The sequence below is a fragment of the Lysobacter arenosi genome, assembly GCF_016613475.2.
In the GTDB taxonomy this organism is placed as follows: domain Bacteria; phylum Pseudomonadota; class Gammaproteobacteria; order Xanthomonadales; family Xanthomonadaceae; genus Lysobacter_J; species Lysobacter_J arenosi.
In genome coordinates this window covers 2253954-2279382 of sequence record NZ_CP071517.1, presented here as the reverse complement: position 1 = coordinate 2279382, position 25429 = coordinate 2253954, and the positions used below count along the sequence as shown (strand labels likewise).

Sequence of the window (25429 nt, the reverse complement as noted above, 5' to 3'; positions counted from 1 at the left end):
TATGGAGCGTGGTCGCAGCGGCAGGTCCGATGCCCGCAAACGACAAGGGCGCGGTGAACGCCGCGCCCTTGCCGGTGTTGCCCGTTGCAGGTGTCGTGCGTGGTCTCAGCGGCCGATGCGCACCCGCACCACATCGCGGTTGTTGCCACCCTGGGGATCCGGCGTGGCCGCCGCGATCTCGGCACTGAACTCCAGTTCGGTGCCGCGGCGCGGGCGATCCGGCACCACGATCGCAAAGGCGAACCACTGCGTCCCGGCGACCATCGCACCGCTGCGCTGGCATTGCGCGCGGAAGCCGGCATCGCTGGCCTCGCGCGTGCAGCTCCAGCCGCTGGGTGCGGCGACGGCCGCGGCGCCGACGGCGACGTTGCCTTCCAGTACCAGGCGCGCCTGTTGGGCGGCGTCCGGCCCGGCATTGCGTACCGGCACCAGGAAGGTCGCGATCGCGCCCTTGCGCACCGGCAGCGCGCCGCCGGCAATCTGCACCGACAGGTCCGCGGCGGCGACCACGGTGACCTCGGCGGTCGCCTGGTTGTCGCCATTGGCCCGGTCGCGGGTCTGCGAACGCGCGGCCACGGCCATGTGCAGCGCGGTGCCATGGGCCAGTGCCGGGACCGCCGTGGTCAGCGTGAAGGAGGCGCTGGCCTGTGTTGCCAGGTTCGGCGCGGTGCACGTGACGGTAGTCGTTGCGGCCTCCTGTACGGGAGCGGCGCAGGTCCAGCCGGCCGGCGCCGTGATCGACGGGGTCAACTGCGCATCGAACACGAAGGCGACCGCAGCCGATTCAGCGGCATTGGGGCCGGCGTTGCCGATCGTGGCGGTCCACGTCGCGGTCTCGCCCGGGTGCAGCGATTGCGGCGAGCCGGTCGCGGTGACCGCGAGGTCGGCACTGCGGAACTGCGCCACTTCGATGCTCACGCGCACCGGATCGTGATCGGACACGCGCATCGGCACGCCGCTGTCGCCAAAGTGGTCGACGCCGAAGTCGGCGTTGATGCGCGCATGGTCGACGCGAACCCGTGCCGCGCCCACCACCAGCGCTTCGTTGACCAGCACATGGTCGAGCGTCTGCGCATTGCCCTGGTACAGGTACGAATAGCGCTCGGCCGGGTCGGTGATCAGTTGCGAACCGTCGACCAGGGGCGTCGCCAGCGGGCTGCCGACCCAGGTCAGCACCTGGTCGCTGGCCGCTTCCTCGCCCTTGATCACGCCGAGCACGTCGACGTAGCCGTCGTTGAACTCGAATGCATTGAAGTCGCCGACCAGCACGATCTTCTCGTCCGGATGCGTCTGCTGGATCGAGTTGACCAGACCGGCCAGATACGCCGCCTGTGCCGCGCGCTTGCCACGCACACGCGCACCGTTGCTGCTCCAGCCATTGCTGCCCGGTTCGACCGAATCGATGTCGCTGAGCGAACGCAGGTGGTTGACGATCACCGTGACCGGATAGCTGGCGCCGTTGTCCTGGTGCACGCGGGCACGCAGCAGCAGCGGCGGGCGATCGTTGAGCAGGCTCGTGCTGCCGTCCGGGTTGGCCAGCGTCGCATCCTTGCCGTACTGCACCACTTCGTTCACTTCGACGCGGGCGACACCGGCACCATTATCGCGTCTGGCGACGAGGAAGCCGACGTTGATGCCGCCGATGTCGTTGCCCTGCACCAGGTACGGTGCATAGCCCGGCGCGCGGGCGCAGCTGCTGTTGATGCGATCGGCGAGCAGGCCGAGCACGCGCAGGTTCTCGACTTCGACCACGCCAAGGATGTCGGGCGTCTTGAGGTAGTCGCAGATTGCCGACGCGGTCTTTGCCAGGCGTTTGGCCACGGCTTCTGGCTTGATCGTCGACGCGCCATTGCTGTCGGCGATCTCGTCGAAGAAGCGCAGCAGGTTGAAGCCGCCGACGGTGACCGCGTCGTAGGCCGGATCGGCCACCGCCTCCGGTGCGCGACCGCCGCTGGCGACCGGCGCGCTGGCCGTGTCGGGCAGCAATGCCCAGGTGCCGGCGAAGTAGTCGAGCACGCCGACCATCGCGCTGACCTGCGCGCCGGTGTCGACATCCAGGGCGAAAGCGCCGACCTGGCCGCGGCTGCGCACCATCAGTCGTTCCTGGTTGGTGTCGAACAACGGCGGGTTCTTGCCCGCAGGCAGGCTGGCCAATGCCGCATCCATCGCGCCGATGCCGGGTTCGCGGAACGGCGTCGCGATGCCGGGTAGGGTGACGTAGAAGACGCCGTCGCCGCTGGAGGTCGCGTCGTCCTCGTCGATGCGGCCTTCCGACGGGCCAACGACCACCGTGCTGCCAACGCTGACACGCATCGCTTCGAGCCGTTCGAGCGTGCCCGGCGTCGCGGTCGTGGCGAGGTCGGCGGCCGTCAGCTCAATCGCTGCCGGCAGCGCGACCGCGCTTTGCAGCAGTTCGACGGTCGGTCCGGTGATCTCGGTGACGCTGAGCTGGTTGACGTTGGTGGACGGCACGAACTCTTCGACCAGGCCGGTCACCCGCACGCGATTGCCGACGGCGGCGCTGGCCGGCGGTGCCGAGCTGGTGTAGACGAACACGGCATCGGACGTGTCCGGGTTGCCGTCTTCACTGCTGCTCTGCAGGAAGAATCCGTTGTTGAAGCGCAGTGCGGTCACGATGCCTTCGGTCACCACGCGCTTGCCGACGTGCGCCGAACGCAGGGCGGCGCCCTGGATCTGCGCAATCGTCAGGGGCAGGGCCGGATCCGGTTGCGGCGGCGCAGATCCGCTGTTGCGCGGTGTCGGCGCGGCGGCAATGAAGTCGGCGGCGTTGTCGTCGCTGTCGGTCCCGCCGTTGTCCTTGCGCAGGGCCGCCGTGGCCGCGCTCAGTCCCGGTGCCGGCGCGCTGCCTTCGAAGAAGTTGGCGGTGCCATAGCCGACCAGGTCGACGATCAGCGCCCGCTGCTGCGGCGTGCACGGCGTGCTGCCACCGTTGCAGGCGAGGGCGGTGGTGGCTTGCACCAGCGCGACCTTGCCGGCGTTGGCCGACATGGTGGCCCCGCCCACGGCGTCTGGCGTGGGCAACGGCGCGCCAGTGGTTCCGCCGGTCATCTGCACCAGGAAGTACTGGCCCGGTTGCAGCGAGAAGGTCGGCAGCACCGTGACGCCGGCGAAGTTGCCGGTGCCGGTGGCGCTGGCGTACTGCACCGACAGCCCTGACAGGGCCACCGCGCTCGCGCCGCGGTTGTGCAGTTCGACGAAGTCGTTGCTGAAGGGCGGGCTGGCACCGCCACCGCCGCCGTAAACCTGGCTGATCACTACTTGTGCATTGGTGCCGCCGGCCACGGCCAGCAGTGCTGCCAACGCAAGCGTCCTGGCCGCACCGCGGCCCGTGCTCTTGTCCATGAGAATCCCCGTTGTAGGCCTGCCATGGCCCCCCGTGCAGGCGGGCGGATTGTGCCGGACAAGGTATTGCAGGGGGGTGACGGGCCGATGCGGTACCCTTTTGGCCCCCCAGCCGGCGTCTTTGCCGGCCACAACGAGCCTGCAATGACGGTCGAGAAGAACGAGCGCGAACTGGAAGCGAGCATCCACACCGACCTGTCGGGGCGGATGACCTATTCGGGATACCTGCAGCTGGACACCCTGCTGTCGGCGCAACAGCGCCTGTCCAATCCGCCGCACCACGACGAGTTGCTGTTCATCGTCCAGCACCAGGTTTCGGAGCTGTGGATGAAGCTGATGATCCACGAGCTCAAGTCGGCGATCGCGCACCTGCGCGCCGATCGCCTGGGCGAGTGCCAGAAGATCTTCGCGCGCTGCAAGAACATCCTGCGCCAGCTGACCGAGATGTGGTCGGTGCTGGAGACGCTGACGCCGTCGGAGTACATGGAGTTCCGCGAGATCCTCGGGCCGTCGTCGGGGTTCCAGTCGCTGCAGTACCGCACCATCGAATTCCTGCTCGGCAACAAGAATGCGGCGATGCTCAAGGTGTTCGGCCACGACGCCAAGGCCGAGGCGAGCCTGCGCGAAGTGCTCGAGTCGCCGAGCCTGTACGACGAGGCCCTGCGCTACCTGGCCCGCCATGGCCACGCGGTGCCGGCACGGCACGTCGAGCGCGACTGGTCGCACGCGCATGTCGCCGACCCGGACCTGCTGCCGGTGTTCGAGCGCATCTACGAGGACACCGACGCGCACTGGCAGGCCTACCACCTGTGCGAGGACCTGGTCGACCTGGAAAGCCAGTTCCAGCTGTGGCGTTTCCGCCACATGCGCACGGTCATGCGCATCATCGGCTTCAAGCGCGGCACCGGCGGATCCAGCGGCGTGGGCTTCCTCAAGCAGGCGCTGGAGCTGACCTTCTTCCCCGAGCTGTTCGACGTGCGCACGGTGATAGGTGCCGGCGGCAGCTACGGCGCAACGCCGGGGTAAGCACGTGGCGGCGCGCGTGCACGACTGTGTCGGCGCGTTCATCGTGAAAGATGGCGAGGTGCTGCTCGGCCTGCGCAGCGACGATTGCGACTGGCTGGCCGGCGCCTGGGACGTGTTCGGTGGCCATATCGAGCCGGGCGAAAGTGCTGATGAGGCGCTGCGACGCGAGCTTGACGAGGAGTTGGGGATCGCCCCCACACGCATGCGCTACCTCGATGCCATCGCCGGCGACGCGCCGGAGCCGTGGCGGCTACGGCTGTACGTAGTCGAGGCCTGGACGGGCACGCCGCAGAACCGGCAAGAGCATGCCGCCCTGTCCTGGAGCACCCTTGAGCAGGCGCAGCAGCGCCTGGCCGCCGCGCATCCGGACTTCCCGCGCCTGCTGGCCCAGGCACTGGGCGGCGGCTGAAGCGACAGCCCCGGCGCAGCACCCGCCCGAACCGGCCGAAATCGCCTGTCCCCGACCTAGACCTGACTTGGCGGAATCAATTGCCCCATCAGGCTGAGTCCCTTCGTGCATAAGTGCGACCGCTATTCAGCTTTGATGCTGCAGCGCAGCACATTCTGGCCGGTCTTCACGCGGGTTTGACGAGACCGGCCTCAGCCGGTAAATCTCCCCGGTCCCGTGCCAGCCGGCGTGGGTTTTTTCCTTTCAGTACTTGTATCGATTTCCAGGGGATACCGCATGAGCGGAACCGCTATACCTACGCCCGGCCAGGCCGCGCCGATTCCAGACTTCAAGCAGACCCTGGGGCATCCCAAGCCGCTGTGGATGCTCTTCATGACGGAGTTCTGGGAGCGCTTCGCGTTCTACGGAATCCGCTGGGCGCTGGTGCTGTACATCGTCGCCCAGTTCTACGGTGGCGATGCCGCCGGCGAAGCCCCGGCCAACCGCGTCTACGGCGCCTACCTGGCGCTGGTGTACGCCGCGGCGATCTTCGGCGGCTACATAGCCGACCGGGTGCTGGGCTACCAGCGGTCGATCCTGCTCGGCGCGGTGATCATGGCCGCCGGCCTTTTCATGATCGCGCTGCCCAACGAGGCCATCTTCAAGCTCGGCCTGGCCACGATCGTGGTCGGCAACGGCCTGTTCAAGCCGAACATCTCGACGATGGTGGGCAAGCTCTACAACGTCGGTGACGAACGTCGCGACTCGGGCTTCACCATCTTCTACATGGGCATCAACCTCGGCGCGATGCTCGCACCGCTGCTGACCCAGTACCTGGCACGCAAGATCTTCGGCACCGACACCATGCCGGCCTACAAGGTCGTGTTCATGGCCGCCGGCGTCGGCATGCTGATCAGCCTGGTGTGGTTCTGGTTCGGCCGCCGCGGCCTGGAAGGCATCGGCCGCCCGCCGGTGGACGGCGCGGACAAGCGCAAGGTGCTGTACGTGCTGATCGGCGCGCTGTTCGCGATTCCGGTCGTGTACTTCCTGCTGGCCATGGGCGCCGGTGCGCTGCAGGGCGTGCTGACGGTGATGTTCCTGGCGCTGTGCGGCATGTTGCTGGTCGAGGCCTTCCGTGAAGGCGCCGTCCAGCGCGACCGCTGCATCGCGATGCTGATCATCTTCACCTTCAACATCCTGTTCTGGATGTTCTTCGAGCAGGCCGGCAGTTCCTTCACCTTCCTGGCCGACAAGATCGTCGACCGCGACATCTTCGGTCCCGGCTTGGCCAACCTGGTCTACTCGCTCAGCGGCGAACGCGTGTTCCCGACTGCCTGGTTCCAGAGCGTCAACTCGGTGGCGATCATCACCATGGCGCCGCTGATCGCCTGGGGCTGGGTCAAGCTGGGTCGCGCCAATCCGTCGATCCCGCGCAAGTTCGGCCTGGGCCTGATCTTCAACGGCCTGGCGTTCCTGCTGCTGATGTTCGCGCTGTCGAAGCTGGTCACGGCCGCTGGCCTGATCCCGTTCTGGACCCTGTTCGCGGTCTACTGGATCCAGTCGGTGGGCGAGCTGTGCCTGTCGCCGATCGGCCTGTCGATGGTGACCAAGCTGGCCCCGCTGCGCCTGGTCGGCTTCGGCATGGGCGGCTGGTTCCTCTCGACCGGCATCGGCAACAACCTGTCGGGCATCTTCGCCGGCCACGTCAGCGGCGAAGGCGGCATGACCACGGCCTCGGCGCTGAGCGGCTACACCTTCGGCTTCTGGGCCCTGGTCGGCGCCGGCGTGCTGCTGTTCCTGATCGCACCGCTGGTGCAGAAGCTGATGCACGGCGTGAAGTGACGATTTGGCCCGTGGCCGCCTCGCGGCCACGGCTTTGCCAAATCGTCATCCCGGCGAAAGCCGGGATCCACCTTGCCTTGAACGACAGCGGCGGCCTTCGGGCCGCCGTTTTCGTTTGCCCCCATGACGGCCCATTGAGGTCCACCCGCGTAAGGTAGCTGCCTTCGCTCCGCCGGACTCCGACATGCCGCAGCCGTCCCCGCTGACCCGCGCCGAAAGCAGCGACTACACCTTCACCTCGCGCCATGCCGACGTGATGGCGTTCATCGACGAACTGGCGGCACGAAACGACCCGCGCCTGCACGTCACCGATTTCGGCCAGACCCCGGAAGGCCGCACGCTGCCGCTGCTGGTGCTCTCGGCCACTGGCGTGACCAAGCCCGAGCAGGCGCGCAAGCTGGGATTGCCCGTGGTGCTGGTGATGTGCGGCATCCATGCCGGCGAAGTCGAGGGCAAGGAAGCCGGCCTGATGTTCGTGCGTGACCTGCTCGACGGCGCGCACGGCGATCTGCTGGAGCACATCACGTTGCTCCTGGTGCCTCTGTTCAATGCCGACGGCAACGAGCGCATCGATCCGGAAAACCGGCGCCTCGACATCGCCCATTTCACCGGCCAGCTGGGCCCGGACAGCGGCGTCGGCACCCGCGTGAACGCCGCCGGCATCAACCTCAACCGCGACTACATGCGCCAGCAGGCACCGGAGATGCGGCTGCTGCAGACGCGGGTGATGCACACCTGGAATCCGCACCTGAGCATCGACTGCCACGCCACCAACGGTTCGATCCACCGTTTCGACCTGACCTACGACATCCCGCACACCGCGCTGAGCGGCCGCAGCGAGCCGGTCGAGTTCATGCGCGACCACCTGCTGCCGGCGGTGACCGCGGCGGTGAAGGAGAACGACGGCCGCGACACGTTCTACTACGGCAACTTCCTGCGCGACGAAGGCGGCGAGGGCAGCGGCTGGATCACCTACACCCACCATCCGCGTTTCGGTGGCAACTACCGCGGCCTGTGCAACCGCCTGGACCTGTTGCTGGAAACCTACGCCTACATCAGCTTCGAACAGCGGGTGCTGACCACTTACGCGTTCGTCCGCGAAACACTGGCCTATGTCGCCGCGAACGGCGCGCAGATCGTCGCGCTGCTCGACAACTGCGAGATGCCGCCGGACGAGATTGCGGTGCGCTACCGCCTGGAAGCGTTCGAGGACCTGGAAGTCGAAGTGCTCACGCGCGCGCCGTACATGCTCGAAGGCGAGCCGATCAGTGTGAAGGTGCCCTACATCGGCCGCTTCGTCGCCGAGCAGTCGGTGCGCCGACCGCTGGCGTATGCGCTGCCGGGCGAGGTCGCCGCGCGACTGGAGGGGCATGGCCTGGTGATCGAGCGGCCACCGGTGCCGCCGCAGCTCGACGCCGAGATCGCCACGGTGACCGCGCACGAGTCATCGGCGGGTCGCGAAATCCTCGAAGCCGATGCGACGCCGTTCCTCGCCGTCGAGTATCGGCGCGAGAAGCGGACCTTGCCGGCCGGCTGGGCGATCGTGCGCACCGAGCAGCAGCGCGGCGCGGTCGCGGTGTATCTGTGCGAGGCCGGCAGCGACGACGGGCTGCTGGCGTGCGGCTGGATCGATACGCCCGACGTCGGCAGCGAGTTCCCTGCGTGGCGGGTGGTTTCGATCGAGCACGGCTGAGGCCTAGGGTGCCGGCTGCTCCGCGTCCGCGCGCAGCTCCAGCTCGTCGAGCCGGTCGAGCAGGCGGAACAGCAGCGCCCGCTCGGCATCGTCGATGCCCTGCAGCAGACGGCGCTCGAACTCGAGCGCCAGCGGCGCGACCTCGTCGTAGATCCCGTAGCCGGCTTCCGACAGTCGCAGCACCGAGCGGCGACGGTCGTCGCCGTGGATCTCGCGCTGCAGGCGCCCGGCTTCGAGCAGGCGGGCGACCGCGCGGCTGACGGCGACCTTGTCCATCGCCGTGCGCTGGGCAACCTCGTTGGCCGACAGGTCCGGATAGCGCCCGAGCACGGCCATCACCCGCCACTCGGTAATGCTCAGGGCGAAGCGCTCGGTGTAGATGCGCGCGATCGTGCCGCTGACGCGGTTGCTCAGTACCGACAGGCGGTACGGCAGGAAATGCTCCAGGTCGAGCTGGGCATGGTCGGGGCCCGCCAGGGGGCGGGTAGGGCGCTGAACGGGTGTGGGGTCGTTCATTTGTTGCGATGGGCCTTGATTATGGTTTCAATTGAAACTATAACGGCCTCTTCTGATCCAGGCCGTCCCCAAGCGGGCGTCGCCGCTACCTGAGAACAATGCCATGAATGTGCAGCCCAACCTCGGCATGCAAGTCACCACGTTCGAAAATCCGCTCGGCATCGACGGCTTCGAGTTCGTCGAGTTCGCCGCTCCGGCCGGCCAGGGCGAGCTGCTGCACGACTATTTCCGCAAGCTCGGCTTCACCGCCGTGCTGCACCACAAGACCCGTCCGATCACCGTCTACCGCCAGGGCGGGGTGAACTTCCTGGTCAACGAGGACCCGGACAGCTTCGCGGCCGACTTCGCCGCCAAGCACGGTCCCAGCGCCTGCGGTTTCGCGATCCGCTTCAAGAAGCCGAGCGCCGAGGTGTTCAACGCGGTCGTCGGCAACGGCGGCGAAGCGATCACCGACAAGGCCGACAGCCGCGCCGTCGATGCGCCGGTGGTCAAGGGCATCGGCGACTGCATGCTGTACCTGGTCGACCGCTACGGCAGCAACGGTTCGATGTACGAAGACGACTACCTGCCGGTGCAGGGTGCCGACCAGGACCCGAAGGGCTTCGGCCTGACCTTCATCGACCACCTGACCCACAACCTGTACTTCGGCAACATGCAGCAGTGGTCGGATTACTACGAGCGCTTGTTCAACTTCCGCGAGATCCGCTACTTCGACATCAAGGGCGCCAAGACCGGCCTGGTGTCGAAGGCGATGACCGCGCCGGACGGCATCGTCCGAATCCCGCTCAACGAGTCGTCGGATCCGAAGTCGCAGATCAACGAATACCTCGACGCCTACAAGGGCGAGGGCATCCAGCACATCGCCTGCTTCACCGACAACATCTACGACACGGTCGAGGCGATGCGCGCGCAGGGCGTCGAGTTCCTCGACACGCCCGAGACCTACTTCGACGTGATCGACCAGCGCGTGCCCAACCACGGTGAGGACGTGCCGCGCCTGGCGCGCAACAAGATCCTGATCGACGCCGACCCGGAAACCCACCAGCGCAAGCTGCTGCAGATCTTCACCCAGAACGCGATCGGTCCGATCTTCTTCGAGATCATCCAGCGCAAGGGCAACGAAGGCTTCGGCGAAGGCAACTTCCAGGCGCTGTTCGAGAGCATCGAACGCGACCAGATGCGTCGCGGCGTGCTGTAAGGTTCGGTTTTTCACGCCCTCAACCCAACCCTTCTCCCTCCGGCGGGAGAGGGGCTTCAACCAAGCGACGCCTGCATGACCATCCGCAGCAACGGCTACCAATCCGGTTTCGGCAACGAGTTCGCCAGCGAGGCCGTCGACGGCGCGCTGCCGCAGGGGCGCAATTCGCCGCAGCGCGTTGCGCACGGTCTCTATGCCGAGCAGCTGTCGGGCACGGCGTTCACCGCGCCGCGCCATGCCAACCGCCGCAGCTGGCTGTACCGGATCCGCCCGGCGGCCATGCACGGCACGTTCGCGGCATACGAGCAGCCACGCTTCCACAACGACTTCGGCGATGGCCCGGTGCCGCCGGACCAGTTGCGCTGGAGTCCGCTGCCGATGCCGCAGCAGCCGGTCGATTTCGTCGACGGTCTGTTCACCATGGCCGGCAACGGCTCGCCGGCCGGGCAGCATGGCGTCGGCATCCACCTGTACGCCGCCAACCGCGACATGCAGGGACGCTACTTCTACGACGCCGACGGCGAGCTGCTGATCGTGCCGCAGCAGGGACGCCTGCAGATCGCCACCGAGATGGGCGTGCTCGAGATCGAGCCGCAGCAGATCGCGGTGATCCCGCGCGGCGTGCGCTTCACCGTGTCGCTGCCCGACGGAGAAGCGCGCGGCTACGTCTGCGAGAACTTCGGCGCGATGCTGCAGTTGCCGGACCTGGGTCCGATCGGCAGCAACGGACTGGCCAACTCGCGCGACTTCCTCACGCCCAACGCCGCCTACGAGGACGTCGACGGCGAGTTCGAGCTGATCGCCAAGTTCCAGGGGCACCTGTGGCGCGCCGACGTCGGCCATTCGCCGCTGGACGTGGTGGCATGGCACGGCAACTACGCACCGTGCCAGTACGACCTGCGCCGCTTCAACGCCATCGGTTCGATCAGTTACGACCACCCCGATCCGAGCATCTTCCTGGTGCTGCATTCGCCCAGCGACACGCCGGGGACGAGCAACCTGGACTTCGTGATCTTCCCGCCGCGCTGGCTGGTGGCGCAGGACACGTTCCGTCCGCCGTGGTTCCACCGCAACATCGCCAGCGAGTTCATGGGCCTGGTGCACGGCGCCTATGACGCCAAGGCCGAAGGCTTCTCGCCGGGTGGTGCCTCGCTGCACAACTCGATGAGCGGGCACGGACCGGACGCGGCGACGTTCGAGAAGGCCAGCGCCGCCGACCTGGCCAAGCCGGATGTGATCGCCGACACCATGGCGTTCATGTTCGAGACCCGCGCGGTGATCCGGCCGACGCAGCAGGCATTGCAGGCCACGCACCGCCAGCGCGATTACCAGGCCTGCTGGGCAGGCCTGAAGAAGCACTTCAGCGCGGACTGATCGCGCCCGCCGGCGCGGCGCATCTATGCGCTGCGTTCACGGCCGCGGCGTAGTCTGCCCCACTTGCCTCGTGAGCTTGTGGAGTAGTGCTGGTGAAATGGCTGTTGTCCCTGCTGGTGTTCGGCCTGTCGGCATGCGGCGAACGCGCGGTCGATGCTCCTGCATCGTCAGCAACAGCAGCACCAACGGCAACGGTCGCGCCCACGGCAACGGCAGCGGCAACGCCTGAAGTCATCTCGCCCGTCAGGGCGGCGATGCCGGCGCCAGGCACGATTGGCTTTGCCGGATTTGGCCCGGCACCGTTCGGCGCCACTGACGAGCAGGTGCGAATGGCATGGGGCTCCGACTTGGGCGACGCCAGGCCCGAGCAACCGGGCGGCTGTTATTACCTGTTGCCGCAAGCACGCAGTGCAAACGGTTACCGGTTGGGCTTCATGATCGAGCAGGACAAGTTCGCGCGCATGGATGTCGATGCTGTCGACATCGAGGCGCCGGGCGGTGGCAAGGTCGGCATGAGCGCCCAGGACATCGACCGCCTCTACGCCGGTCGCATCAACAAACAACCGCACAAGTACGTCGACGGCGGCCAGTACCTGCGCATTGCCGATGCTGGCGGTGGGCCGGGCGTACTGCTCTTCGAGACCGATGCAAAGGGTGTGGTCAGCTCGTGGCGTATCGGTGTCCCGCCGCAGGTGGATTACGTGGAAGGCTGTTCCTGAGACGCGTTGCTGGACGCGAGCAGGCCGTATAGGCATAGAATCGCCGGTCGAGTCGTGTTGACACCGGGGGGATGGACGCGATGTTTGAAGCCATGGGCTGGTTCGTACTGGGTCTGGTGCTGCTGGCGCTGGGAGGCGACTCGATCGTCAAGGGCGCTTCCGGCCTGGCGCAGCGCATTGGCGCATCGCCATTCGTCGCCGGCCTGGTCCTGGTCGCATTCGGCACCTCGTTGCCGGAGCTGGCGGTGAACCTGCAGGCGATCCTGCGCGGGCAACCGGCGCTGGCGCTTGGCAATGCCGTCGGCAGCAACGTCGCCAACTTCGGTCTCACCCTCGGCGCCGCTGCGCTGATCGCACCGGTGGTGCTGCGCTGGCGCGCGCTGGCGCCGCTGCTGTTGATGTTGCTCGCCGGTACGCTGGCCGTCGTGCTGATGGGCCTGGACGGCGTGCTGTCGCGTACCGATGGCCTGATCCTGATCCTTGCCTTCGTCGCGGTGATGGCGTTCGCCGCAGCGCGCACGCGCCGCGAAGCGCCCGAGCTGCAGGATGCCATCGCCGCATTCGCGCGCACCAGCAGCGACCTTTGGCTGAACCTGCTGCGCTTCGCGATCGCGGCAGTGCTGCTGTATTTCGGTTCCAAGCTGGTGGTGGGCAGTGCGCCGACGATCGGCGAAGGCCTGGGCATGGCAGCGCTGCTGACCGGCCTGTTGCCGGTGGCCATCGGCACGGCACTGCCTGAAGTCGCCGCGGCGATCGCGGCGGCACGACGCGGCCAGGGCGACATCGTTGCCGGCCACGTGATCGGCGCCAGCCTTTTCAACCTGCTTGTCGTGATTGGCGGCATGGCTGTCATCGACGGTTCACTGGCATTGCCGGAGTCGTTCGTTCGCTTCGAACTGCCGGCCTCCGGCGTGTTCGCGCTGATGCTCTATCCGATGCTGCGTGGCGACCTGCGCGTGAGCAAGAACGAAGGCGCGGCGCTGATGATCGCCTTCCTGGCCTGGGTGGCCTTCGAGATGCTGGTCTTGCGCGGCTGATCCCGAGGGAACAGCCCTGACGGGCCACGCACGCGCGGTCGCTATACTGCCGCGATGAACGAAAACGCCCACACCCACGCCAGGCCCGCGAGCTCGCCGCGCGGACTGCGCGCCCTGAGCGAATTCTTCCGTCTCGAAGCGGCCGGCGGCATCATGCTGATCGGTGCCGCGGTGCTGGCGATGATCGCGGCCAATTCGCCGCTGTCCGCGGCCTACGACGCATTCCGCGACATGCCGGTGCAGGTGCGCGTGGGCGAGCTCGACATCGCCAAGCCGTTGCTGCTTTGGATCAACGACGGGTTGATGGCGATCTTCTTCCTGCTGGTCGCGCTGGAAATCAAGCGCGAGTCGCTGAGCGGCCAGCTTGCCAGCCGCGACCAGCTGATCCTGCCGATGGTCTGCGCCTTCGCCGGCGTGGCCGTGCCGGCGCTGCTGTTCACCGCCTTCAACCACGACAACGCGCAAGCCATGCGCGGCTGGGCCGTGCCGACGGCAACCGACATCGCCTTCGCCCTCGGTGTGCTGGCCCTGCTCGGTTCGCGCGTACCCAGCGGCATGAAGCTGCTGCTGTCCACCATCGCGGTGGTCGACGACCTGATCGCGATCATCATCATCGCGCTGTTCTATTCGCACGGCCTGTCGATGGTGGCGCTGGCCTGGGCCGGTGCGGCCATCGCCGGCATGTTCCTGCTCAATCGCCGCGGCGTGCGCCGCCTGGCCCCGTACCTGCTGCTGGGCGTGGTGCTGTGGGTGTGCGTGCTCAAGTCCGGCGTGCATGCCACGCTTGCCGGCGTCGTCACCGGCCTGATGATCCCGCACGTCGGCCGCGACAACGGCATCGACGACGAGGTCGAGCATTCGCCGCTCGAGTCGCTCGAACATGCGCTGCATCCGTGGGTGGCCTACGCGATCCTGCCGCTGTTCGCCTTCGTCAACGCCGGCCTGGTCCTGAGTGGACTGAGCATGGACGACATGCTCTCGCCGTTGCCGATGGGCGTGGTGATCGGCCTGTTCGTCGGCAAGCCGGTAGGCATCGTGGCTGCCGCGTTGCTGATGCGCGCGCTGGGTTGGGCTCGCTTCCCGGATGGCATGGATCTGCGCGCGATGCTCGGCCTGGGCGTGATGTGCGGCATCGGCTTCACCATGAGCCTTTTCATCGGCTCGCTGGCCTATCGCGATCCGGTGCTCTACGAAGAGGCGGTGCTGGGCGTGCTGCTCGCCTCGCTGGTGTCGGCGCTGCTCGGATACTTCTGGCTGCGCTTCACGCTGCCGGTGCGCACGCAGGCGGGCGGTTGAGCGATGCGCCAGGCACTGGTATTCGGCGCGAGCGGGCAGATCGGCTTTCCATTGCTTGGACGGCTGCACGGCGATGGCTGGCGCGTGATCGCGGTCTCTCGCACGCCGCAGTCGGACCAGCCCGGCCTGCACTGGCTGCGCGGAGACCTTGGCCATGTCGATGGCCTGCCCGGCCGTGTCGACGCCATTTTCAGCTGCGGTCCGCTTGATTCCTTCGCGCAGTGGTACGGCGCATCGTCGATCGAGGCTGCACGGGTTGTAGCCTTTGGGTCGACCAGCGTCGAGGTCAAGCGCGGTTCGGCCGACGCCGCCGAACGCGATGTCGCCCAGCGTCTGCGCGAGGGCGAGGATCGCGTGTTCGCGACGGCCGGTTCGCGAGACGCGGCCGCGACCGTGTTGCGGCCGACGCTGGTGTACGGCGTCGGTCGCGATGCCACGTTGACGCGCATCGCCCATCTCGCGCGGCGCTGGGGTCGGTTTCCACTGCCACGTGGTGCCACCGGCCTGCGCCAGCCGGTGCATGTCGATGACCTGGCCGCGGCCGCGTTCGCATGCCACGGCGTGGCGGCTGCACATGGTCGCGCCTATGCATTGCCGGGCGGCGAAACGCTGAGCTACCGCGACATGGTCGCGCGCGTGCTGGCTTGCCTGCAGCCGCCGCCGACGCTGGTCGAACTGCCATCGCCGATGTTCAGCCTGGCGCTGCTGCTGGCGGAGATGACCGGTCGCGCGACCGGACTGGGCGAGGCGGCGGTGCGCCGCATGCGCAGCGACCTGGTGTTCGACATGGCGCCGGCACAGCGCGACTTCGGTTATTCGCCGCGGCTGTTCCATCCGCGAGCCGACATGTTCGAGCCGCGCGACGACGAGGCTTGAACCCGCGAAGCTCGCGGCTACAGTTCCTCGGCCCTCGCGACCGGTCGCGCCTTTCGAAGCGCACGCAGCGCGATCAGCAACACGCCGCCCAGCACCATCGCGCCGCCGAACAGCAGGCGCGGCCCCGGACGATCGCCCCAGTAGGCGACGCCCAGGCCGATCGCGAGCACCGGCACCAGCAGCAGCCATGGCGTCACCTGCGCGACCGGGTAGCGCTGCACGAGCACGTAGTACAGGCCGTGGCCGAGCAGCGATGACACGAAGGCGGCGTAGACCGCGCCAGCCCAGCCGACCCAGCTGACATTGGGCAACTGCGCAATGGAACCCGGCTCCAGCCAGGCGCTGATCGCCACCAGCGGCACCACGCTGAACACCGCTGTCCAACCCTGCTGGCTGACCACGTCGAGTCCGCGCAGCCCCTTCATCAGCACCGTGCCCACGGCCAGGAAGGCGGCCGAGATCAACATCAGCACCAATGCCATTGGCCGGTCGAGCACGATCGGGTCGAAGCCCAGCACCAGCACGCCGGCAAAGCTGACAGCGATGGCCAGGCCGGTGCGCCAGGCGAAGCGTTCGCCCAGCCACCACCACGCCAGCAGCGTCGTCATCGGCACGTAGCTCTGCATCACGATCGCCGGTGACGACAGGTCGCCAGCGAGCTTCAGCGCGGTGAAGCTCAGGCCGAAGTGCAGCACGCCGATGCACAGGCATACCGCGACCAGGCGCGGCCACTGGCCCGGCGCCGGCCGCTTGAGCAGCCACACCAGCGGCAGCGCCAGCAGGGCGAAGCGCAGTGCCGTGAACAGGAACGGCGGGATCTCGCGCATCGCCAGCGCGGAGGTCAGGAAGTTGACCGCCCAGGCGACGACGACGATCAGGACGAGGACGAGATCGCGCGGGGTCATGCGTGTTCCATCATTGCCGCGCGCGTGACGTCGGTCTTTCCATGGATCCCCGCTTTCGCGGGGATGACGTTGAAGGGGTGGGCTAGTACGACCAGCCCAGCTTCCGGTACAGCTTCGCCAGCACCCAGGCCGGACCGATCAGCAGATAGCGCAGGTCGGTGAAGAAGCTCGGGCGCTTGCCCTCGAACAGCTTGCTGTGGCCGATGAACTGGCCGACCCAGGCGACCACGAACACGCCCACGCCCAGCCACAGCAGCGTGGTGGTGCCATAGCTGTCGTGGATCCAGCGCGTCGCCAGGCCCATCACCACGTAGACCGCGGCCATGCCCAGGCCGAGGGCACGCGAAGCCTTGTAGTAGAAGAGCACGCTGGCCAGCATCGCCAGCCCGGCCCAGAAGCCGGCGCGGAACAGCGTGCCCGGCGCGGGGATGCACCACAGCAGCGCGATCACGCTCCACAGGATCGCCGGTACGCAGATCACGTGGATGAGCTGGTTGGTGGCATTGCGATGGTCGCCGGAGTAGTTGGCGAACCATTGATCAATCTGTCGTTGCGATGACCCGGTCGTCGAGTCGGCTGCGGTGTTCATGGCGTCCCTCCCAGGCGCGCTCGGCCGGCGCTCAATGCGGGGCCGAATGGGAGAATAGCTGGATCACGAGCACGCCGGCCACGATCAGGCCGATGCCGACCATGCCGGCGGCATCCAGCGGCTGTTTCAGCACCAGCCAGCCGATCAGGGCGATCAGCACCACCCCGACCCCGGACCAGATCGCATAGGCCAGCCCGACCGGGATGGTCTTCAGCGTCAGCGACAGCAGGTAGAAGGCGATGCCGTAGCCGACGGCCACCACGATCGACGGCCCCGTTCGGGTGAACCCCTCCGAGGCCTTCAACGCGCTGGTCGCGACCACTTCGGCAGCAATCGCGCCGGCGAGGTAGAGCAGGCCCTTGGAGGCCATGGCTCAGCCGACCGTGCTGGCTGGTTCGGCAGCGTCGATGCTGATGCCGGCCAGCTTCTGCAGCGCCTCGGCGTACTTGGCGCGGGTGCGCTCGATTACCGACGCCGGCAGCGCCGGGCCGGGCGGGGTCTTGTCCCAGCCGAGCGTTTCCAGATAGTCGCGCACGAACTGCTTGTCGTAGCTCGGCGGGCTGGTGCCGACTTCGTACTGGTCGGCCGGCCAGTAGCGCGACGAGTCCGGCGTGAGCATCTCGTCCATCACGTACAGGCGACCGTCCGCGTCGAGGCCGAACTCGAACTTGGTGTCGGCGAGGATGATGCCGCGCTGCGCGGCGTGGTCGCGGGCGTACTTGTACAGGCGCAGCGTCGCGTCGCGCACCTGTTCGGCCAGGTCGGCACCGACGGTGCGCACGGCCGTGTCGAAATCGATGTTCTCGTCGTGGTCGCCGACGGCGGCCTTGGTCGACGGAGTGAAGATCGGCTCGGGCAGCATCTCCGCCTGGCGCAGGCCGTCGGGCAGGGCGATGCCGCTGACGCGACCGGTGCGCTGGTAGTCCTTCCAGCCGCTGCCGATGAGGTAACCGCGCGCGATGCACTCGATCGGCACCGGTTTCAGGCGACGGGTCACCACTGCGCGCCTGGCGTACAGCGCGGTGTCGACACCGGCCGGCAGCACCGACGCGACATCAATGCCGGTGAGGTGGTTGCGGATGATGTGTTCGGTCTTGCCGAACCAGAAGTTGCTGATCTGGCAGAGCATCTCGCCCTTGCCCGGGATCGGGTCGGGCAGGACCACGTCGAAGGCGGACAGGCGATCGGTGGCGACCATCAGCAGGCATTCGCCGGCACCGGCGGGAAGCCGCTCGGCAGGCAGGTCGAACACGTCGCGGACCTTGCCGCGGTGGCGCAGGCTCAGGCCCGGCAGGTCGGATTGCAGCAGTGTCGTGGACAACGCAAAACCCTCTGGATACGCACGCAGGCCCCGCCGCACACCTCAGCCTGGAACTCTGCCAGGAGCCCGCGCATGCGCGCGACAGGGCCGGCCAGTGTACGCCGGCTTGGCACGACGTGCAGGTACACTGGCGCCCGGTCTGGACGGGTGTCCGGGAAGGCGGCCTGCGGGGTCGCGGGGAGGACGATGAAACGCTGGTACGGCAAGTTGTTGGGCTTCTTCGCCGGAGCCGCCCTGTTCCGCACCAACCCGCTGTTCGGCGCCCTGGTGGGGCTGCTGATCGGGCATGCCTTTGACATCGACTGGTTCAGGCTGCGCCGGGACAACCCGTATGCCGCCCTGGGCCTGACCTCCGACGCCTCCGACGCCGAGGTCGACCAGGCCTACCGGCGGCTGATCTCCCAATACCACCCCGACCGGATGGCCGGCGCCGCCGCCGAGCTGCGCCAGCAGGCCGAGGCCCGGGCCCGCGAGATCAACCAGGCCTACGACCGCATCAAGACCCTGCGCCAGCGCAGGTAAGCCTCCCGCTCGCGGGAGCGGGCAGAACGACTGGCCCTTCCCGAGCTGTCCCCAAGCCTTCCCCCGACCGCCGGGGAGCAGGCAGACTCAAGGCAACAGGACCTCCCATGCAATCGACCGTCATCGCCCCGTCCATCCTTTCGGCCAACTTCGCCCGACTCGGCGAGGAGGTCGACAACGTGCTCGCCGCCGGCGCCGACTGGGTCCACTTCGACGTGATGGACAACCATTACGTGCCCAACCTCACCATCGGCCCGCTGGTCTGCGAGGCGCTGCGCAAGCATGGCGTGACGGCTCCCATCGACGTGCACCTGATGGTCGAGCCGGTCGATCGCATCGTTCCGGATTTCGCCAAGGCCGGCGCCAGCATGATCAGCTTCCACCCCGAAGCCAGCGCGCACGTGCACCGCACCGTGCAGCTGATCAAGTCGCATGGCTGCCAGGCTGGCCTGGTGCTCAACCCGGCCACGCCCATCGACGTGCTGGACTGGGTGCTTGAGGACCTCGACATGGTGCTGCTGATGTCGGTCAATCCGGGCTTCGGCGGGCAGAGCTTCATTCCGTCGGCGCTGGAAAAGCTGCGCCGCGTGCGCCAGATGATCGACCGCACCGGCAAGCCGATCCGGCTGGAAATCGACGGCGGCGTCAAGGCGGACAACATCGCCGAGATCGCCGCCGCGGGCGCCGATACCTTCGTCGCCGGTTCGGCGATCTTCAATGCACCCGACTACGCCGACGTGATCGGCAAGATGAAAGCGGCCGTCAAAGGAGTGAGGACCGGATGAACACCTGCGACCTGTGCGATCTCCATGACGCGCAGGTGCGCGTGCTCGACCTGCCGCTGCGCGACTTCGGCGGGCGCCTGGCTTTCAACGGCCTGGTCAGCACGATCCGGGCCGACGAGGACAACTCGCGCGTGCGCGAAGCGGTGGCCGAGCCGGGGCAGGGCAGGGTGCTGGTGGTCGACGCCGGCGGGTCGACCCGGCGCGCGATGCTCGGCGACCTGCTCGCCGCCAAGGCCGCCGAGAACGGCTGGGCCGGCGTGGTGGTGTTCGGCGTGATCCGCGACAGCGGCGCGATCGGCGGGCTCAACCTGGGCGTCAAGGCGCTGGGCGTGTGCCCGCGCAAGACCGACAAGCTGGGCGAGGGCGAGCGCGATGTCGACGTGGAATTCGGCGGCATCCGGATCCGTCCGGGCGACTGGCTGTGCGCGGACGAGGATGGCGTGGTCGTGGCCGATACCGACCTGCGCTGAGCGCGCAAATGAAAAGCGGCAAGCCATTGCTGGCTTGCCGCGGAAGATTGGAGGCAATCCCGCCTCCGCCCGTCGTCCCTGATATGGCCTCCCATGTTCCGGACCAACGATGACATCCGGATGACCGGTTCCAAGGAATCTCTGCGTGACCTCTCCCGAACAGTTCCAGCAGCAGGCCGCTGACGGCCACACCCGCATTCCGGTCGTACGCGAGGTCCTGAGCGATCTCGATACGCCGCTGTCGGTCTACCTCAAGCTTGCCGACGGCCCGCACACCTACCTGTTCGAATCGGTCGAGGGTGGCGAACGCTTCGGCCGTTATTCGATCATCGGCCTGCCGGCGCAGCGCGTGTACGCCTTCGCCGGGCACACGCTGTTCGTGACCGAAGACGGCGAGCTGGTCGAAAGCCGCGTCGTCGACGACCCCTTCGCCGAAGTCGAACGGCTGCGCGCGGAGCACAGCGTGCCGAAGATTCCGGGATTGCCCGGCTTCACCGGTGGCCTGGTCGGCTGGTTCGGTTTCGAGTGCATCCAGTACATCGAGCCGCGCCTGGCCGGTCCGGAAAAAGACGGCGCGCACAAGCCCGACGAACTGGGCACACCCGACATCCTGCTGATGCAGAGCGACGAGCTGGCGGTGTTCGACAACCTCAAGGGGCGGTTGTACCTGATCGTCCACGCCGACCCGCAGGAGCCGCGCGCCCTGGCCCGCGCCAACCGTCGCCTCGACGAACTGGTGCATCGTTTGCGCCAGGGCGGCCCGGGCTACCCGGAGACGCTGGAAGGGCGCGCGCTGGACGAGGCCGATTTCGTTTCCGGCTTCACCCGCGAGGGCTTCATCGCCGCGGTCGAGAAATCGAAGGAATACATCCGCGCCGGCGACATCTTCCAGGTGGTGCTGAGCCAGCGCCTGTCGGTGCCGTTCCTGGCGCGACCGGTGGACGTGTACCGCGCGCTGCGCGCGCTCAATCCCTCGCCGTACATGTACTTCCTCGATGTCGGCGGCACCCAGGTGGTCGGCAGTTCGCCGGAGATCCTGGTGCGCCTGCAGGACGGCCAGATCACCGTGCGTCCGATTGCCGGCACGCGCCCGCGCGGCGCCACGCCGGAAGAGGATGCCGCGCTCGAGGCCGAGCTGTTGGCAGACCCGAAGGAGCGCGCCGAGCACCTGATGCTGATCGACCTCGGCCGCAACGACGCCGGACGGGTGTCGGAGCCGGGTACGGTGCAGGTCGGCGAGCAGTTCGTGATCGAGCGCTACAGCCACGTCATGCACATCGTCAGCGAAGTCACCGGCACGCTGAAACCTGGCCTGAGTTATGCCGACGTGCTGCGCGCGACCTTCCCGGCCGGCACGGTCAGCGGCGCGCCCAAGATCCGCGCGCTGGAAGTGATCCGCGAGCTCGAACCGATCAAGCGCAACGTCTACGCCGGTTCGATCGGCTACCTGGGCTGGAATGGCGACGCCGACACCGCGATCGCCATCCGCACCGCCGTCATCCAGGACGGACGCCTGCACGTGCAGGCCGGTGCCGGCATCGTCTACGACTCCGACCCCGCCAAGGAGTGGGAGGAGACGATGAACAAGGGGCGCGCGTTGTTCCGCGCCGTGGCGGAAGCGGCCAAGGGATTGTGACGCGCGTCGCTGCCTGCTCGGCCTGAGTCGATTCATCTTCGAAAAATCCCGCTTCGCGCTGTCCTCGATGGCGCGATCACAACGTTTTATTCACAAACGAACCGGTATTCAGTGGTCGTGTGATGAGCGGTGGGGTTCAAGGCCTTGGGGATGCGTCCCCGGGGACTCACATCAACGGGAGCAGGCCAACGGGCAGGAGGCGGCGATGCAACTCGTCCAGGACAACCTCGTTCAATCCCGGTTTTCGAATACGTTCCCGCGTACGGTGGAAATGATCTGCCCGAACTGCCTGAAAGAGGCGGTTTTCGAGGCCAAGACATGGCAGGAGCACGGGCGGCAACTGGCCGCCAGCGAACTGACCTGTGCGCGCTGCGAGGAAGAAGTGCTGTTCGTGCAGTTGCTGGAGGCTGACAGCACACGCAAGGAAGGCGGATTGTTCTGCTATCCGGGGCCGGCCGGCCGCGAGCCGATGTCGGGCGTGGAGCATCTGCAGAACCTGTCGGCGCCGTTGGCACGCAGTTACGAATCCGCGTTGAAGCTCTACAACCGCGCCGAGTGGGGTGCGACCGCGCTGACAGTGCGGCATCTGCTGGGCGGGCTGGCGGCGCGCCTGGTCAGCGAGGACAAGCGCGATCAGTCCTTGACCCAGAACCTTGAGGCGCTGCCGAAGGAGATGGATCTGTCGCGGCCGTTGCAGGACATCGCGCAGTTGCTGGCGCCCAGCGGAACCTTTGGTCGTCAGTTCGAGGATGAGGCGACGATCGACAAGGTCAGTGCGGATCTGCTGCTGGAGTTGGCGGAGCAATTGATCTCGTACCTGGTGGTGTTGCCGGGGACGATGACGGATCTGAAGGGACGCATTGCGACGGCGCCGGTTCCGATTCGCAGGGGCAGTGGGGTGGGTTGATTCGCACGCGCCGTCGTCCCGGCGAACGCCGGGATCCAGTTTGACTCTGCCTCGGTCTACCAAAGCAACGTCCTTGGATCCCCGCCTGCGCGGGGATGACGGCGAGTTTTGAGCTGCCCGTCATTCCCGCGCAGGCGGGAACCCAGCGTCGTTGCTTGTTTCCTCCCGAAGACCGTGCAGCCACTCGCCAGAGCGTTGTCCGCAGGGGCGGGGAGTGCGGAGCAGCGGGACATGGATGTCCCGCGTCCCGCATCAGACAGGATGTCTGACTAAGGGACGGAGCACTCCCCGCCCCTGCGGACGACGCCGCTCCGAAGTCAGAAGCCCCCGGCCAACGTCAACGTCAAAATGAATCCCGGCGTTCGCCGGCGATGGGGCGGCGGGCCAAACATTACCAATTGTTCATGCTCCGGAAAGATCGTGGAGAAGCGGGCGCGCGCAATCTGTACCTGCGATGGGGAGTGACCCCACCGACAAGAGAGATTCCCACCACGTACCTCGTCAACGTACCCAGTCCAGGAGTCACGACACCATGAACATCCGCAAGCCCCTGATCGCCCTCGCCCTGACCGCACTCGCAGGTTCCGCGCTCGCCGCCACCCCGGCCACCACCCCGGCGGCTCCGGCCAAGACCAGCGTCAGCAAGCACAAGCACGCCAAGGCCGACAGCAAGATCGACAAGAACGCCCAGAAGGCCAGCGACGGCAAGAAGAGCTGACCGGCAGCGACGTCCCCTTCCACCGAACAACGATCCCCCCGGAGCCCGTGTGCAAGCGGGCGGATACCCCGTCGAGGTGCTTCGGCGGGGTATCCTTTTTCGCGTTGCCGGAGCCGAGCCGAATGCGAGTCCTGCTGGTCGAAGACGATCCCCACACCGCCGCCTTCATCGCCAAGGGGCTGCGCGAGGACGGACACGCCATCGACCACGCCAACGACGGACGCCAGGGACTGTTCCTGGCCACCACCGAAAAATACGACGCGATCGTGCTCGACCGCATGCTGCCGCTGGTCGACGGCCTGGTGCTGCTGCAGACACTGCGCGGTGCCGGCAATCCGACCCCACTGCTCCTGCTCACCGCACTGGGTGAAGTCGAGCATCGCGTCGAAGGCCTGCGCGCCGGCGCCGACGACTACCTGGTCAAACCGTTCGCCTATTCCGAACTGAGCGCGCGCCTGGACAGCATCGTCCGTCGTGGCCGCGACGGACAGGAGCGCGAACCCACCCGCCTGCGCGTGGCCGACCTGGAACTGGACCTGCTCGGACGCGGCGCGCAGCGCGGCGACAAGCACATCGAACTGCAGCCGCGCGAGTTCCGCCTGCTCGAATACCTGATGCGCCAGGCCGGGCGCGTCGTCACCCGCACCATGCTGCTCGAAGCGGTATGGGACTACCACTTCGACCCGCAGACCAACGTCATCGACGTGCACATCAGCCGGCTGCGGCAGAAGATCGACCACGGCTTCGACTCGCCGCTGCTGCATACCGTGCGTGGCGCCGGCTACCGGCTGGGCGAGTGACGCCGATGGCGATGCCGTGGCTGCGATCCACCAGCGCGCGGTTGGCGCTGGCGGTGATGGCCTCGTTCCTGATCGCCTTCGTGCTGCTCGGCGCGGGTGTGTACCTGGCCGTGTCGACCTTGCTGCTGCAGGATGCGCGCGAACTGGTGCGCACCGATGCATCCGGTCTTGCCGAGGTTCAACGCGACAGCGGTAGCGCTGCCCTCGTCGAGGAATTGCAGGGCCGCATCGCCGCCCCTGAGGATCCCGATGCGGTCTACGCGCTGTTCAATCGCGACGGACGCGCGGTAGTGGCGACTACCGGCATGCAGGCGCATGCGACGACCGCCGCGCGCTGGATCACCTTCGACGCCGCCGATGCCGGCGACTCCGACGGCCACCGCCGCGTCATCGCCCACCTGCAACCGCTGGCCGACGGCAGCACGCTGCTGGTCGGCCTGCGGCTGCATTCGCAGGACCGCTTCCTCGCCCTGATGCTGCGCACCGCGCTGGCGGCATTACTGGTCGCCGCAACCCTGGGCGCGCTGGTCGGCTGGCTGACCTCGCGCTGGGTGTCCGGGCGCCTGCGCAGCCTCGATGCGACCGCCGAGCGGGTCGGTGGCGGCGAACTTGCGCTGCGCGTCCCCCTCGACGGCAGCGACGACGCGTTCGATCGACTGGCGCGACGCTTCAACGGCATGCTCGACCGCATCGAGGACCTGCTCGGCGGCGTGCGCCATGCCACCGACCACATCGCCCACGACCTGCGCACGCCGCTGACCCGGTTGCGCAACGGCCTGGAAGAGTTGCGCCGGCAGCCGGGCGACCCCGGGCGCGATGCGGCGCTGGACGCGGCGGTGGCCGAAACCGACCAGCTGCTGCGCACCTTCGCCTCGTTGCTGTGGCTGGCCCGCATCGAAGCACAGGCACCGGCGCAGGATGAACCGCAGCTGGAACTGGCGGCGCTGGTGGCCGACGCGGTCGAGCTGTATACGCCCAGCGCCGGCGAACGCGGCATCCGCCTGCATGCGGACCTGCAGCCCACGCAGGTGCGCGGCGATCGCGACCAGTTGTTCCAGCTGCTGGTCAACCTGCTCGACAACGCGCTCAAGTACGCACCCGGGGACAGCGCGGTCGACGTCCGCCTGCAGGCGACGCCGCAGGGCGCGCTGCTGCAGATCGACGACCAGGGTCCCGGCATTCCCGCGGCCGAACGCGAACGCGTGTTCGATCGCTTCCAGCGCCTGGAGAGCCACCGCGGTTCTCCAGGCAGCGGCCTGGGCCTGAGCCTCGTGCGGGCGATCGTGCATCGGCACGGCGGTCGGATCGTACTGCTCGATCAGGCACCCGGACTGCGCGTGCAGGTGCTGCTGCCGCCCATTCACACTGATTCGGCCTGGTAACGTCGGCTTTCGCGCGAGACCGCTCTGGCCGCCACGCTAGAGTGGCTGCGTTGAATTCATTGAACT

The 25429-nt window shown here is 67.5% G+C and carries 24 protein-coding genes; 18 read left to right on the top strand and 6 right to left on the bottom strand.

Annotation, left to right across the window (positions count from 1 at the left end; genetic code table 11):
- Positions 1-105: 105 nt before the first annotated feature.
- Positions 106-3363, bottom strand: a complete 3258-nt coding sequence (locus HIV01_RS10650; protein ID WP_200606977.1) for a lamin tail domain-containing protein — start codon at positions 3361-3363, stop codon at positions 106-108.
- Between the two features lie 144 nt (positions 3364-3507).
- Between HIV01_RS10650 and HIV01_RS10645 the strand changes: the two genes are divergently transcribed.
- The 4 genes from HIV01_RS10645 (at position 3508) to HIV01_RS10630 (ending at position 8312) form a co-directional block, all read left to right on the top strand.
- Entirely contained in the window at positions 3508-4389 is an 882-nt protein-coding gene (locus tag HIV01_RS10645; protein WP_200606975.1) for a tryptophan 2,3-dioxygenase, read from the top strand.
- 16 nt (positions 4390-4405) lie between these two features.
- Entirely contained in the window at positions 4406-4798 is a 393-nt protein-coding gene (locus HIV01_RS10640) for an NUDIX domain-containing protein (protein WP_200606974.1), read from the top strand.
- 276 nt (positions 4799-5074) lie between these two features.
- Complete coding sequence (locus tag HIV01_RS10635; RefSeq protein WP_200606972.1) at positions 5075-6619, top strand: peptide MFS transporter; 1545 nt, start codon at positions 5075-5077, stop codon at positions 6617-6619.
- A 184-nt stretch (positions 6620-6803) separates the two neighbouring features.
- Entirely contained in the window at positions 6804-8312 is a 1509-nt protein-coding gene (locus tag HIV01_RS10630) for a M14 family metallopeptidase (protein WP_200606971.1), read from the top strand.
- Positions 8313-8315: 3 nt separating this feature from the next.
- Here the strand turns inward: HIV01_RS10630 and HIV01_RS10625 are convergent, their stop codons facing one another.
- Positions 8316-8828 carry a MarR family winged helix-turn-helix transcriptional regulator gene (locus HIV01_RS10625; RefSeq protein ID WP_200606969.1) on the bottom strand — a complete coding sequence of 171 codons (513 nt, stop codon included), beginning with the start codon at positions 8826-8828 and terminating at the stop codon, positions 8316-8318.
- 103 nt (positions 8829-8931) lie between these two features.
- Between HIV01_RS10625 and hppD the strand changes: the two genes are divergently transcribed.
- The 6 genes from hppD (at position 8932) to HIV01_RS10595 (ending at position 15328) form a co-directional block, all read left to right on the top strand.
- On the top strand, positions 8932-10026 hold the full coding sequence (hppD, locus tag HIV01_RS10620) for a 4-hydroxyphenylpyruvate dioxygenase (RefSeq protein WP_245156778.1): 1095 nt from the start codon (positions 8932-8934) through the stop codon (positions 10024-10026).
- A 75-nt stretch (positions 10027-10101) separates the two neighbouring features.
- Complete coding sequence (gene hmgA / locus HIV01_RS10615; RefSeq protein ID WP_200606967.1) at positions 10102-11400, top strand: homogentisate 1,2-dioxygenase; 1299 nt, start codon at positions 10102-10104, stop codon at positions 11398-11400.
- Positions 11401-11492: 92 nt separating this feature from the next.
- On the top strand, positions 11493-12119 hold the full coding sequence (locus tag HIV01_RS10610; RefSeq protein WP_200606965.1) for a hypothetical protein: 627 nt from the start codon (positions 11493-11495) through the stop codon (positions 12117-12119).
- Between the two features lie 80 nt (positions 12120-12199).
- Positions 12200-13156 carry a sodium:calcium antiporter gene (locus tag HIV01_RS10605; protein WP_200608465.1) on the top strand — a complete coding sequence of 319 codons (957 nt, stop codon included), beginning with the start codon at positions 12200-12202 and terminating at the stop codon, positions 13154-13156.
- A gap of 54 nt (positions 13157-13210) precedes the next feature.
- Positions 13211-14452 (top strand): Na+/H+ antiporter NhaA, encoded by a 1242-nt coding sequence (gene nhaA, locus HIV01_RS10600; protein WP_200606963.1) that lies wholly within the window; start codon positions 13211-13213, stop codon positions 14450-14452.
- A gap of 3 nt (positions 14453-14455) precedes the next feature.
- Positions 14456-15328, top strand: a complete 873-nt coding sequence (locus HIV01_RS10595) for an NAD-dependent epimerase/dehydratase family protein (RefSeq protein ID WP_200606962.1) — start codon at positions 14456-14458, stop codon at positions 15326-15328.
- Between the two features lie 17 nt (positions 15329-15345).
- Here the strand turns inward: HIV01_RS10595 and HIV01_RS10590 are convergent, their stop codons facing one another.
- The 4 genes from HIV01_RS10590 to HIV01_RS10575 all read right to left on the bottom strand — a co-directional run bounded on the left by HIV01_RS10590 (position 15346) and on the right by HIV01_RS10575 (position 18143).
- Positions 15346-16233 carry a DMT family transporter gene (locus tag HIV01_RS10590; RefSeq protein ID WP_200606961.1) on the bottom strand — a complete coding sequence of 296 codons (888 nt, stop codon included), beginning with the start codon at positions 16231-16233 and terminating at the stop codon, positions 15346-15348.
- Between the two features lie 82 nt (positions 16234-16315).
- Positions 16316-16822 (bottom strand): Mpo1 family 2-hydroxy fatty acid dioxygenase, encoded by a 507-nt coding sequence (locus HIV01_RS10585; protein WP_200606960.1) that lies wholly within the window; start codon positions 16820-16822, stop codon positions 16316-16318.
- Positions 16823-16853: 31 nt separating this feature from the next.
- On the bottom strand, positions 16854-17192 hold the full coding sequence (locus HIV01_RS10580; RefSeq protein WP_200606959.1) for a DMT family transporter: 339 nt from the start codon (positions 17190-17192) through the stop codon (positions 16854-16856).
- Positions 17193-17195: 3 nt separating this feature from the next.
- Entirely contained in the window at positions 17196-18143 is a 948-nt protein-coding gene (locus tag HIV01_RS10575; RefSeq protein WP_200606958.1) for a phosphoribosylaminoimidazolesuccinocarboxamide synthase, read from the bottom strand.
- Positions 18144-18329: 186 nt separating this feature from the next.
- On the opposite strand from HIV01_RS10575, the gene HIV01_RS10570 reads away from it, so the two are divergent.
- The 8 genes from HIV01_RS10570 to HIV01_RS10535 all read left to right on the top strand — a co-directional run bounded on the left by HIV01_RS10570 (position 18330) and on the right by HIV01_RS10535 (position 25363).
- Entirely contained in the window at positions 18330-18665 is a 336-nt protein-coding gene (locus HIV01_RS10570; RefSeq protein WP_200606957.1) for a J domain-containing protein, read from the top strand.
- A 107-nt stretch (positions 18666-18772) separates the two neighbouring features.
- Complete coding sequence (gene rpe, locus HIV01_RS10565) at positions 18773-19450, top strand: ribulose-phosphate 3-epimerase (RefSeq protein ID WP_200606956.1); 678 nt, start codon at positions 18773-18775, stop codon at positions 19448-19450.
- A complete protein-coding gene (rraA, locus tag HIV01_RS10560; protein ID WP_158733909.1) occupies positions 19447-19920 on the top strand; it encodes a ribonuclease E activity regulator RraA in 474 nt (157 codons plus the stop codon). Before rpe ends, rraA begins: the two co-directional genes overlap by 4 nt.
- Before the next feature lie 145 nt (positions 19921-20065).
- Positions 20066-21556, top strand: a complete 1491-nt coding sequence (trpE, locus tag HIV01_RS10555) for an anthranilate synthase component I (protein ID WP_200606955.1) — start codon at positions 20066-20068, stop codon at positions 21554-21556.
- 205 nt (positions 21557-21761) lie between these two features.
- A complete protein-coding gene (locus HIV01_RS10550; protein ID WP_200606954.1) occupies positions 21762-22463 on the top strand; it encodes a zinc ribbon domain-containing protein in 702 nt (233 codons plus the stop codon).
- A 532-nt stretch (positions 22464-22995) separates the two neighbouring features.
- A complete protein-coding gene (locus tag HIV01_RS10545; protein ID WP_200606953.1) occupies positions 22996-23181 on the top strand; it encodes a hypothetical protein in 186 nt (61 codons plus the stop codon).
- Between the two features lie 122 nt (positions 23182-23303).
- A complete protein-coding gene (locus tag HIV01_RS10540; RefSeq protein WP_200606951.1) occupies positions 23304-23981 on the top strand; it encodes a winged helix-turn-helix domain-containing protein in 678 nt (225 codons plus the stop codon).
- 5 nt (positions 23982-23986) lie between these two features.
- Positions 23987-25363, top strand: coding sequence for a sensor histidine kinase (locus tag HIV01_RS10535; protein ID WP_200606950.1), 1377 nt, complete (start codon positions 23987-23989; stop codon positions 25361-25363).
- The last annotated feature ends 66 nt before the right edge of the window (positions 25364-25429 follow it).